The organism is Escherichia sp. E2661 (genome assembly GCF_004745185.1).
In the GTDB taxonomy this organism is placed as follows: domain Bacteria; phylum Pseudomonadota; class Gammaproteobacteria; order Enterobacterales; family Enterobacteriaceae; genus Escherichia.
Genome location: NZ_PDIG01000011.1, coordinates 20,278 through 32,428, shown reverse-complemented (window position 1 = coordinate 32,428; position 12,151 = coordinate 20,278). Strand labels below are relative to the sequence as shown.

The window sequence follows — 12,151 nt, the reverse complement described above, 5'->3', positions numbered from 1 at the left end:
CTTTTATTTAGAGGTTTTAATCATGGCAACTGTTTCCATGCGCGACATGCTCAAGGCTGGTGTTCACTTCGGTCACCAGACCCGTTACTGGAACCCGAAAATGAAGCCGTTCATCTTCGGTGCGCGTAACAAAGTTCACATCATCAACCTTGAGAAAACTGTACCGATGTTCAACGAAGCTCTGGCTGAACTGAACAAGATTGCTTCTCGCAAAGGTAAAATCCTTTTCGTTGGTACTAAACGCGCTGCAAGCGAAGCGGTGAAAGACGCTGCTCTGAGCTGCGACCAGTTCTTCGTGAACCATCGCTGGCTGGGCGGTATGCTGACTAACTGGAAAACCGTTCGTCAGTCCATCAAACGTCTGAAAGACCTGGAAACTCAGTCTCAGGACGGTACTTTCGAAAAGCTGACCAAGAAAGAAGCGCTGATGCGCACTCGTGAGCTGGAGAAACTGGAAAACAGCCTGGGCGGTATCAAAGACATGGGCGGTCTGCCGGACGCTCTGTTTGTAATCGATGCTGACCACGAACACATTGCTATCAAAGAAGCAAACAACCTGGGTATTCCGGTATTTGCTATCGTTGATACCAACTCTGATCCGGACGGTGTTGACTTCGTTATCCCGGGTAACGACGACGCAATCCGTGCTGTGACCCTGTACCTGGGCGCTGTTGCTGCAACCGTACGTGAAGGCCGTTCTCAGGATCTGGCTTCCCAGGCGGAAGAAAGCTTCGTAGAAGCTGAGTAATAAGGCTTGATAACTCCCCCAAAATAGTTCGAGTTGCAGAAAGGCGGCAAGCTCGAGAATTCCCGGGAGCTTACATCAGTAAGTGACCGGGATGAGCGAGCGAAGACAACGCATCTGCGGCGCGAAATATGGAAGGGGGAGAGCCCTTATAGACCAGGTAGTACACGTTTGGTTAGGGGGCCTGCATATGGCCCCCTTTTTCACTTTTATATCTGTGCGGTTTAACGCCGGGCAGATCACATCTCCGAGGATTTTAGAATGGCTGAAATTACCGCATCCCTGGTAAAAGAGCTGCGTGAGCGTACTGGCGCAGGCATGATGGATTGCAAAAAAGCACTGACTGAAGCTAACGGCGACATCGAGCTGGCAATCGAAAACATGCGTAAGTCCGGTGCTATTAAAGCAGCGAAAAAAGCAGGCAACGTTGCTGCTGACGGCGTGATCAAAACCAAAATCGACGGCAACTACGGCATCATTCTGGAAGTTAACTGCCAGACTGACTTCGTAGCGAAAGACGCTGGTTTCCAGGCGTTCGCAGACAAAGTTCTGGACGCAGCTGTAGCTGGCAAAATCACTGACGTTGAAGTTCTGAAAGCACAGTTCGAAGAAGAACGTGTTGCGCTGGTAGCGAAAATTGGTGAAAACATCAACATTCGCCGCGTTGCTGCACTGGAAGGCGACGTTCTGGGTTCTTATCAGCACGGTGCGCGTATCGGCGTTCTGGTTGCTGCTAAAGGCGCTGACGAAGAGCTGGTTAAACACATCGCTATGCACGTTGCTGCAAGCAAACCAGAATTCATCAAACCAGAAGACGTATCCGCTGAAGTGGTAGAGAAAGAATACCAGGTACAGCTGGACATCGCGATGCAGTCTGGTAAGCCGAAAGAAATCGCAGAGAAAATGGTTGAAGGCCGCATGAAGAAATTCACCGGCGAAGTTTCTCTGACCGGTCAGCCGTTCGTTATGGAACCGGCAAAAACTGTTGGTCAGCTGCTGAAAGAGCATAACGCTGAAGTGACTGGCTTCATCCGCTTCGAAGTAGGTGAAGGCATCGAGAAAGTTGAGACTGACTTTGCAGCAGAAGTTGCTGCGATGTCCAAGCAGTCTTAATTATCGAAAAGGAGCCGCCTGAGGGCGGCTTCTTTTTGCGCCCATCTTGTAAATTCAGCTAACCCTTATGGGGCTGCGCTGAAAAGCGACGTACAATGTCGCTAGTATTAATTCATTTCAATCGTTGACAGTCTCAGGAAAGAAACATGGCTACCAATGCAAAACCCGTCTATAAACGCATTCTGCTTAAGTTGAGTGGCGAAGCTCTGCAGGGCACGGAAGGCTTCGGTATTGATGCAAGCATACTGGATCGCATGGCTCAGGAAATTAAAGAGCTGGTTGAACTAGGTATTCAGGTTGGTGTGGTGATTGGTGGGGGTAACCTGTTCCGTGGCGCTGGTCTGGCGAAAGCGGGTATGAACCGCGTTGTGGGCGACCACATGGGGATGCTGGCTACCGTAATGAACGGTCTGGCAATGCGTGATGCACTGCACCGCGCCTATGTGAACGCTCGTCTGATGTCCGCTATTCCGTTGAATGGCGTGTGCGACAGTTACAGCTGGGCAGAAGCAATCAGCCTGTTGCGTAACAACCGTGTGGTGATCCTTTCCGCCGGTACGGGTAATCCATTCTTCACCACTGACTCCGCAGCTTGCCTGCGTGGTATCGAAATTGAAGCCGATGTGGTGCTGAAAGCGACCAAAGTTGATGGTGTGTTTACCGCTGATCCAGCGAAAGATCCAACTGCAACTATGTATGAGCAGCTGACTTACAGCGAAGTGCTGGAAAAAGAGCTGAAAGTCATGGACCTGGCGGCCTTTACGCTGGCTCGTGACCACAAATTACCGATTCGTGTTTTCAACATGAACAAACCGGGTGCACTGCGCCGTGTGGTAATGGGTGAAAAAGAAGGAACATTAATCACGGAATAATTCCCGTGATGGATAAATAAGGGTAAGATTCCGCATAAGTATCGCGGGGGCGTAAGTCTGGTTATAAGGCGTTATTGTTGCAGGCAGTCTGGTCACGGCCAGCGCGCAGCAACCGGAGCGTACATAAGTACGTGAAGATGGCGAGCACTGCCCGGGGCCAAAATGGCAAATAAAATAGCCTAATAATCCAGACAATTACCCGTAATATGTTTAATCAGGGCTATACTTAGCACACTTCCACTGTGTGTGACTGTCTGGTCTGACTGAGACAAGTTTTCAAGGATTCGTAACGTGATTAGCGATATCAGAAAAGATGCTGAAGTACGCATGGACAAATGCGTTGAAGCGTTCAAAACCCAAATCAGCAAAATACGCACGGGTCGTGCTTCTCCCAGCCTGCTGGATGGCATTGTCGTGGAATATTACGGCACGCCAACGCCGCTGCGTCAGCTGGCAAGCGTAACGGTAGAAGATTCCCGTACTCTGAAAATCAACGTGTTTGACCGTTCAATGTCTCCGGCCGTTGAAAAAGCGATTATGGCGTCCGATCTCGGCCTGAACCCGAACTCTGCGGGTAGCGACATTCGTGTTCCACTACCGCCGCTGACGGAAGAGCGTCGTAAAGATCTGACCAAAATCGTTCGTGGTGAAGCTGAACAGGCGCGTGTTGCAGTACGTAACGTGCGTCGTGATGCGAACGACAAAGTGAAAGCACTGTTGAAAGAAAAAGAGATCAGCGAAGACGACGATCGCCGTTCTCAGGACGATGTACAGAAACTGACTGATGCTGCAATCAAGAAAATTGAAGCGGCGCTGGCAGACAAAGAAGCAGAACTGATGCAGTTCTGATTTCTTGAACGACAAAAAACGCCGCTCAGTAGATCCTTGCGGATCGGCTGGCGGCGTTTTGCTTTTTATTCTGTCTCAACTCTGGATGTTTCATGAAGCAACTCACCATTCTGGGCTCGACCGGCTCGATTGGTTGCAGCACGCTGGACGTGGTGCGCCATAATCCCGAACACTTCCGCGTAGTTGCGCTGGTGGCAGGCAAAAATGTCACTCGCATGGTAGAACAGTGCCTGGAGTTCTCTCCCCGCTATGCTGTTATGGACGATGAAGCGAGTGCGAAACTTCTTAAAACGATGCTACAGCAACAGGGTAGCCGCACCGAAGTCTTAAGCGGGCAACAAGCTGCCTGCGATATGGCGGCGCTTGAAGATGTTGATCAGGTGATGGCGGCGATTGTGGGCGCTGCTGGCCTGTTACCTACCCTTGCAGCGATCCGTGCTGGTAAAACCATCCTGCTGGCAAACAAAGAATCACTGGTCACCTGCGGACGTCTGTTTATGGACGCAGTAAAGCAGAGTAAAGCACAGTTATTACCGGTCGATAGCGAACACAACGCCATTTTTCAGAGTTTACCGCAACCTATTCAGCATAATCTGGGATACGCTGACCTTGAGCAAAATGGCGTGGTGTCCATTTTACTTACCGGGTCTGGTGGCCCTTTCCGTGAGACGCCATTGCGCGATTTGGCAACAATGACGCCCGATCAAGCATGCCGTCATCCGAACTGGTCGATGGGACGTAAAATTTCTGTCGATTCGGCTACCATGATGAACAAAGGTCTGGAATACATTGAAGCTCGCTGGTTGTTTAACGCCAGCGCCAGCCAGATGGAAGTGCTAATTCACCCGCAGTCAGTGATTCACTCGATGGTGCGTTATCAGGACGGCAGCGTTCTGGCGCAACTGGGCGAACCCGACATGCGTACGCCAATTGCCCACACCATGGCATGGCCGAATCGCGTGAACTCTGGCGTGAAGCCGCTCGATTTTTGCAAACTAAGTGCGTTGACATTTGCCGCACCGGATTATGAGCGTTATCCATGCCTGAAACTGGCGATGAAGGCGTTCGAACAGGGCCAGGCAGCGACGACCGCATTGAATGCCGCAAACGAAATCACTGTTGCAGCCTTTCTTGCGCAACAAATCCGCTTTACGGATATCGCCGCGTTGAATTTATCCGTGCTGGAAAAAATGGATATGCGCGAACCACAATGTGTGGACGATGTGTTGTCTGTTGATGCCAATGCGCGTGAGGTCGCCAGAAAAGAGGTGATGCGTCTCGCAAGCTGAGGATAATCCGGCTACAGAGAGTCGTGCTATTTGTTAGCGTAGGGCTTCAGTGATATAGTCTGCGCCATCTGATCGTCAGTAGTTGGCTTTGTAAGGTCAGATATGCCGTGGTTTTACACGGCTTTTTTTTGTATAGGCTTCAGTATTCCTGAGTACCGTAAACCCTATCAGGGAATAAAAAAACGCGTGATGTTGTCTGCTACTCAACCACTTAGCGAAAAAATTGCCAGCGCATGGCTGTCGCCATGTTGCGATCATTATGGACGGCAATGGTCGCTGGGCAAAAAAGCAAGGGAAGATTCGTGCCTTTGGGCATAAAGCCGGGGCAAAATCCGTCCGCCGGGCTGTCTCTTTTGCGGCCAACAACGGTATTGAGGCGTTAACGCTGTATGCCTTTAGTAGTGAAAACTGGAACCGACCAGCGCAGGAAGTCAGTGCGTTAATGGAACTGTTTGTGTGGGCGCTTGATAGCGAAGTAAAAAGCCTGCACCGACATAACGTGCGTCTGCGTATTATTGGCGATACCAGTCGCTTTAACTCGCGTTTGCAAGAACGTATTCGTAAATCTGAAGCGTTAACTGCCGGGAATACCGGTCTGACGCTAAATATTGCGGCGAACTACGGTGGACGTTGGGATATTGCCCAGGGAGTCAGGCAACTGGCTGAAAAGGTGCAGCAAGGAAACCTGCAACCGGATCAGATAGATGAAGAGATGCTTAACCAGCATGTCTGTATGCATGAACTGGCCCCTGTAGATTTAGTAATTAGGACTGGGGGGGAGCATCGCATTAGTAACTTTTTGCTTTGGCAAATTGCCTATGCCGAACTTTACTTTACAGATGTTCTTTGGCCCGATTTCGATGAACAAGACTTTGAAGGGGCGTTAAATGCCTTTGCTAATCGTGAGCGTCGTTTCGGCGGCACCGAGCCCGGTGATGAAACAGCCTGATGGGGGTCGCTTTTGCTGAAGTATCGCCTGATATCTGCTTTTGTTTTAATACCCGTCGTCATCGCGGCGCTGTTTTTGTTGCCGCCGGTGGGGTTCGCCATTGTTACGCTGGTAGTTTGTATGCTGGCGGCGTGGGAATGGGGACAGCTTAGCGGTTTTACCACTCGCTCGCAGCGGGTATGGCTGGCGGTGCTGTGCGGGTTATTGCTGGCGCTGATGCTTTTTCTATTGCCGGAATATCATCGGAATATTCATCAACCACTGGTTGAAGTCTCACTTTGGGCTTCGCTTGGTTGGTGGGGTGTTGCGTTATTATTGGTGCTATTTTACCCCGGTTCGGCGGCAATCTGGCGCAACTCTAAAACGTTACGCATTATTTTCGGTGTATTAACCATTGTGCCTTTCTTTTGGGGCATGCTGACGTTACGTGCCTGGCACTATGACGAGAATCATTACAGTGGCGCGATATGGCTGCTCTATGTCATGATCCTGGTCTGGGGAGCTGACTCAGGGGGATATATGTTTGGTCAAATTATTTGGCAAACATAAGCTGGCGCCGAAGGTTTCTCCGGGTAAAACCTGGCAAGGTTTTATTGGCGGACTCGCGACCGCAGCAGTAATCTCATGGGGTTATGGTATGTGGGCGAATCTCGACGTCGCACCCGTCACCTTACTCATTTGCTCCATTGTCGCAGCGTTAGCTTCTGTGCTCGGCGACTTAACTGAGAGCATGTTTAAGCGCGAAGCAGGAATTAAGGACAGCGGTCATTTAATTCCAGGACACGGTGGTATTTTAGATCGTATTGATAGCCTGACGGCTGCGGTGCCGGTCTTTGCTTGCCTGTTGTTGCTGGTATTCAGGACGCTTTAACGGAAGGTATTATGCTGAGTTTTCTCTGGGATTTGGCTTCGTTCATTGTTGCACTGGGTGTGCTTATCACCGTGCATGAATTTGGTCATTTCTGGGTTGCCCGGCGCTGTGGTGTTCGCGTTGAGCGTTTCTCGATAGGTTTTGGTAAGGCGCTCTGGCGCCGCACTGACAAACTCGGCACCGAATATGTCATCGCCCTGATCCCCCTGGGCGGTTATGTCAAAATGCTGGATGAGCGCGCAGAACCGGTTGTTCCGGAACTTCGCCACCATGCCTTCAACAATAAAACTGTTGGCCAGCGTGCAGCGATAATCGCCGCAGGTCCGGTTGCAAACTTCATTTTTGCTATCTTTGCTTACTGGCTGGTTTTTATCATTGGTGTTCCCGGCGTTCGCCCGGTTGTTGGTGAAATATCAGCCAACTCGATTGCCGCACAAGCACAAATTGTACCTGGCACGGAACTAAAAGCTGTAGATGGTATCGAAACGCCTGATTGGGATGCCGTGCGCTTACAACTGGTTGACAAAATCGGCGACGAAAGCACCACCCTTACGGTGGCACCTTTTGGCAGCGATCAACGACGAGATGTAAAGCTTGATTTGCGAAACTGGGCGTTTGAGCCTGATAAGGAAGATCCGGTATCTTCTTTGGGGATTCGCCCTCGTGGTCCGCAAATTGAACCTGTACTGGAAAATGTGTCACCAAACTCAGCGGCAAGTAAGGCGGGTTTGCAAGCAGGCGACAGGATCGTTAAAGTCGATGGTCATCCATTAACGCAATGGCTGACGTTTGTGATGCTTGTCCGGGATAACCCGGATAAACCGTTAGCGTTAGATATCGAAAGGCAGGGGAGTCCCTTGTCTTTGACATTAATCCCGGAGAGCAAACCGGGTAAGGGTAAAGCGATTGGTTTTGCCGGCATTGAGCCGAAAGTCATTCCTTTGCCAGATGAGTATAAAGTTGTACGCCAGTATGGACCGTTCAACGCCATCGTTGAAGCCACGGACAAAACGTGGCAATTGATGAAGCTGACGGTCAGTATGCTGGGAAAATTGATCACCGGTGATGTGAAACTGAACAACCTCAGTGGGCCGATCTCTATCGCCAAGGGGGCTGGGATGACAGCGGAACTCGGGGTTGTTTATTACCTGCCGTTCCTTGCGCTTATTAGCGTGAACTTAGGGATAATTAACCTGTTTCCGTTGCCCGTACTTGACGGGGGGCATCTGCTGTTCCTTGCGATCGAAAAGATCAAGGGCGGACCGGTATCCGAGCGGGTTCAAGACTTTTGTTATCGCATTGGCTCGATTCTGCTGGTGCTGTTAATGGGGCTTGCACTTTTCAATGATTTCTCTCGGTTATGAGAGTTAGTTAGGAAGAACGCATAATAACGATGGCGATGAAAAAGTTGCTCATAGCGTCGCTGCTGTTTAGCAGCGCCACCGTATACGGTGCTGAAGGGTTCGTAGTGAAAGACATTCATTTCGAAGGCCTTCAGCGTGTCGCCGTTGGTGCGGCCCTCCTCAGTATGCCGGTGCGCACAGGCGACACGGTTAATGATGAAGATATCAGTAATACCATTCGCGCTCTGTTTGCTACCGGCAACTTTGAGGATGTTCGCGTCCTTCGTGATGGTGATACCCTTCTGGTTCAGGTAAAAGAACGTCCGACCATTGCCAGCATCACTTTCTCCGGTAACAAATCGGTGAAAGATGACATGCTGAAGCAAAACCTCGAGCTTCTGGCGTGCGAGTGGGGGAATCCCTCGATCGCACCACCATTGCCGATATCGAGAAAGGTCTGGAAGACTTCTACTACAGCGTCGGTAAATACAGCGCCAGCGTAAAAGCTGTCGTGACCCCACTGCCGCGTAACCGTGTTGACCTAAAACTAGTGTTCCAGGAAGGTGTATCAGCTGAAATCCAGCAAATCAACATTGTTGGTAATCATGCTTTCACCACCGACGAACTGATCTCTCATTTCCAGCTGCGTGATGAAGTGCCGTGGTGGAACGTGGTAGGCGATCGTAAATATCAGAAACAGAAACTGGCGGGCGACCTTGAAACCCTGCGCAGCTACTATCTGGATCGCGGTTATGCCCGTTTCAACATCGACTCTACCCAGGTCAGTCTGACTCCAGATAAAAAAGGTATCTACGTCACGGTAAACATCACCGAAGGCGATCAGTACAAACTCTCTGGCGTTGAAGTGAGCGGTAACCTTGCCGGGCACTCTGCGGAAATCGAACAGTTGACTAAGATCGAGCCGGGTGAGCTGTATAACGGCACCAAAGTGACCAAAATGGAAGATGACATTAAAAAAACTTCTCGGTCGCTACGGTTATGCCTATCCGCGCGTGCAGTCGATGCCTGAAATCAACGACGCCGACAAAACCGTTAAATTACGTGTGAACGTTGATGCGGGTAACCGTTTCTACGTACGTAAGATCCGTTTTGAAGGTAACGACACCTCGAAAGATGCCGTCCTGCGCCGAGAAATGCGCCAGATGGAAGGTGCCTGGTTAGGCAGCGACCTGGTCGATCAGGGTAAAGAACGTCTGAATCGTCTGGGCTTCTTTGAAACGGTTGATACCGATACCCAACGTGTTCCGGGTAGCCCGGACCAGGTTGACGTGGTCTACAAGGTAAAAGAGCGCAACACCGGTAGCTTCAACTTTGGTATTGGTTACGGTACTGAAAGTGGTGTGAGCTTCCAGGCTGGCGTGCAGCAGGATAACTGGTTAGGTACCGGTTATGCTGTTGGTATCAACGGTACCAAAAACGATTACCAGACCTATGCTGAATTGTCGGTAACCAACCCGTACTTCACTGTAGATGGTGTAAGCCTCGGCGGTCGTGTCTTCTATAATGACTTCCAGGCAGATGACGCTGACCTGTCCGACTATACCAACAAGAGTTATGGTACAGACGTAACATTGGGCTTCCCGATCAACGAATATAACTCGCTGCGTGCAGGTCTGGGTTATGTCCATAACTCCCTGTCCAACATGCAGCCGCAGGTTGCGATGTGGCGTTATCTCTACTCTATGGGTGAACATCCAAACACCTCTGATCAGGATAACAGCTTCAAAACGGACGACTTCACGTTTAACTATGGTTGGACCTATAACAAGCTCGACCGTGGTTATTTCCCGACGGATGGTTCCCGTGTCAACCTGACCGGTAAAGTGACCATTCCGGGATCGGATAACGAATACTATAAAGTGACGTTAGACACGGCGACCTATGTGCCGATCGACGACGATCACAAATGGGTTGTTCTGGGGCGTACTCGTTGGGGCTACGGTGATGGTTTAGGCGGCAAAGAAATGCCGTTCTATGAAAACTTCTATGCCGGTGGTTCCAGCACTGTGCGTGGCTTCCAGTCCAATACCATCGGTCCGAAAGCGGTTTACTTCCCGCATCAGGCCAGTGATTATGATCCGGACTACGATTATGAATGTGCAACTCAGGACGGTGCAACCGACCTGTGTAAATCGGATGATGCAATTGGGGGGAACGCTATGGCGGTTGCCAGCCTGGAACTCATCACTCCGACGCCGTTCATTAGCGACAAGTATGCCAACTCGGTCCGTACCTCCTTCTTCTGGGATATGGGTACCGTTTGGGATACTAACTGGGATTCTAGTCAGTACTCTGGATATCCGGACTATAGTGATCCAAGCAATATCCGTATGTCTGCGGGTATCGCATTACAATGGATGTCCCCATTGGGGCCGTTGGTGTTCTCCTACGCCCAGCCGTTCAAAAAGTACGATGGAGACAAGGCTGAACAGTTCCAGTTTAACATTGGTAAAACCTGGTAAGTGTTCTCCACAAAGGAATGTAGTGGTAGTGTAGCGATGACTTTAGGCGATCTCGATAAGATCGCCGGGCCACGCAAAGAACTGCACCTTCCGGTGCAAATGGGATGGTAAGGAGTTTATTGTGAAAAAGTGGTTATTAGCGGCAGGTCTCGGTTTAGCACTGGCAACTTCTGCTCAGGCGGCTGACAAAATTGCAATCGTCAATATGGGCAGCCTGTTTCAGCAGGTAGCACAGAAAACCGGTGTTTCTAACACGCTGGAAAATGAGTTCAAAGGCCGTGCCAGCGAACTGCAGCGTATGGAAACTGATCTGCAAGCTAAAATGAAAAAGCTGCAGTCCATGAAAGCCGGCAGCGATCGCACTAAGCTGGAAAAAGACGTGATGGCTCAGCGCCAGACTTTTGCTCAGAAAGCGCAGGCTTTTGAGCAGGATCGCGCACGTCGTTCCAACGAAGAACGCGGTAAACTGGTTACTCGTATCCAGACTGCTGTGAAATCCGTTGCCAGCAGCCAGAGCATCGATCTGGTTGTTGACGCAAACGCCGTTGCTTACAACAGCAGCGATGTAAAAGACATCACTGCTGACGTACTGAAACAGGTTAAATAAGTAATGCCTTCAATTCGACTGGCTGATTTAGCGCAGCAGTTGGATGCAGAACTACACGGTGATGGCGATATCGTCATCACCGGCGTTGCGTCCATGCAATCTGCACAAACAGGTCACATCACGTTCATGGTTAATCCTAAATACCGTGAACATTTAGGCTTGTGCCAGGCGTCTGCGGTTGTCATGACCCAGGACGATCTCCCTTTCGCGAAAAGTGCCGCGCTGGTAGTGAAGAATCCCTACCTGACTTACGCGCGCATGGCGCAAATTTTAGATACCACGCCACAGCCCGCGCAAAACATTGCACCGAGTGCAGTGATCGACGCGACGGCGAAGCTGGGTAACAACGTATCAATTGGCGCTAACGCGGTGATTGAGTCCGGCGTTGAACTGGGCGATAACGTGGTTATCGGCGCCGGTTGCTTCGTTGGTAAAAACAGCAAAATCGGTGCAGGTTCGCGTCTTTGGGCGAACGTGACGATTTACCATGAGATCCAGATTGGTCAAAATTGCCTGATCCAATCCGGAACTGTGGTAGGCGCAGACGGCTTTGGCTATGCCAACGATCGTGGTAATTGGGTGAAGATCCCGCAGATTGGTCGCGTAATTATTGGCGATCGCGTGGAGATCGGCGCATGTACCACCATCGATCGCGGTGCGCTGGACGACACCGTTATTGGCAATGGCGTGATCATTGATAACCAGTGCCAGATTGCACATAACGTCGTGATTGGCGACAATACGGCGGTTGCCGGTGGCGTCATTATGGCGGGCAGCCTGAAAATTGGTCGTTACTGCATGATCGGCGGTGCCAGCGTAATCAACGGGCATATGGAAATATGCGATAAAGTGACGGTTACGGGCATGGGTATGGTGATGCGTCCCATCACTGAACCAGGCGTCTATTCCTCAGGCATTCCGCTGCAACCCAACAAAGTCTGGCGCAAAACCGCTGCACTGGTGATGAACATTGATGACATGAGCAAGCGTCTGAAGTCGCTTGAGCGCAAGGTTAATCAACAAGACTAAC

General features: G+C 50.6%; 8 protein-coding genes and 3 pseudogenes. All 11 read left to right on the top strand.

Annotation, left to right across the window (positions count from 1 at the left end):
• Nucleotides 1–22 precede the first annotated feature (22 nt).
• The 11 genes and pseudogenes from rpsB to lpxD all read left to right on the top strand — a co-directional run bounded on the left by rpsB (nucleotide 23) and on the right by lpxD (nucleotide 12,150).
• Complete coding sequence (gene rpsB, locus CRI63_RS05775; RefSeq protein ID WP_000246884.1) at nucleotides 23–748, top strand: 30S ribosomal protein S2; 726 nt, start codon at nucleotides 23–25, stop codon at nucleotides 746–748.
• 258 nt (nucleotides 749–1,006) lie between these two features.
• Nucleotides 1,007–1,858 carry a translation elongation factor Ts gene (tsf, locus tag CRI63_RS05770; RefSeq protein ID WP_000818112.1) on the top strand — a complete coding sequence of 284 codons (852 nt, stop codon included), beginning with the start codon at nucleotides 1,007–1,009 and terminating at the stop codon, nucleotides 1,856–1,858.
• Nucleotides 1,859–2,004: 146 nt separating this feature from the next.
• Nucleotides 2,005–2,730, top strand: a complete 726-nt coding sequence (pyrH, locus tag CRI63_RS05765) for a UMP kinase (RefSeq protein WP_000224573.1) — start codon at nucleotides 2,005–2,007, stop codon at nucleotides 2,728–2,730.
• Between the two features lie 291 nt (nucleotides 2,731–3,021).
• Complete coding sequence (gene frr, locus CRI63_RS05760) at nucleotides 3,022–3,579, top strand: ribosome recycling factor (RefSeq protein ID WP_000622419.1); 558 nt, start codon at nucleotides 3,022–3,024, stop codon at nucleotides 3,577–3,579.
• 92 nt (nucleotides 3,580–3,671) lie between these two features.
• Nucleotides 3,672–4,868: a 1-deoxy-D-xylulose-5-phosphate reductoisomerase gene (gene ispC, locus CRI63_RS05755; protein ID WP_131161218.1), complete on the top strand. Its 1,197-nt coding sequence runs from the start codon at nucleotides 3,672–3,674 to the stop codon at nucleotides 4,866–4,868.
• A gap of 189 nt (nucleotides 4,869–5,057) precedes the next feature.
• Nucleotides 5,058–5,817, top strand: a pseudogene (gene ispU, locus CRI63_RS05750) ((2E,6E)-farnesyl-diphosphate-specific ditrans,polycis-undecaprenyl-diphosphate synthase).
• Nucleotides 5,818–5,829: 12 nt separating this feature from the next.
• A pseudogene (gene cdsA / locus CRI63_RS05745) lies at nucleotides 5,830–6,688 on the top strand (phosphatidate cytidylyltransferase).
• 11 nt (nucleotides 6,689–6,699) lie between these two features.
• Nucleotides 6,700–8,052, top strand: coding sequence for a sigma E protease regulator RseP (gene rseP / locus CRI63_RS05740; protein WP_130221599.1), 1,353 nt, complete (start codon nucleotides 6,700–6,702; stop codon nucleotides 8,050–8,052).
• A gap of 29 nt (nucleotides 8,053–8,081) precedes the next feature.
• A pseudogene (gene bamA, locus CRI63_RS05735) lies at nucleotides 8,082–10,514 on the top strand (outer membrane protein assembly factor BamA).
• A gap of 121 nt (nucleotides 10,515–10,635) precedes the next feature.
• Nucleotides 10,636–11,121: a molecular chaperone Skp gene (gene skp, locus CRI63_RS05730; RefSeq protein ID WP_000758958.1), complete on the top strand. Its 486-nt coding sequence runs from the start codon at nucleotides 10,636–10,638 to the stop codon at nucleotides 11,119–11,121.
• A 3-nt stretch (nucleotides 11,122–11,124) separates the two neighbouring features.
• Complete coding sequence (gene lpxD / locus CRI63_RS05725; protein ID WP_064524990.1) at nucleotides 11,125–12,150, top strand: UDP-3-O-(3-hydroxymyristoyl)glucosamine N-acyltransferase; 1,026 nt, start codon at nucleotides 11,125–11,127, stop codon at nucleotides 12,148–12,150.
• Nucleotide 12,151 lies beyond the last annotated feature (1 nt).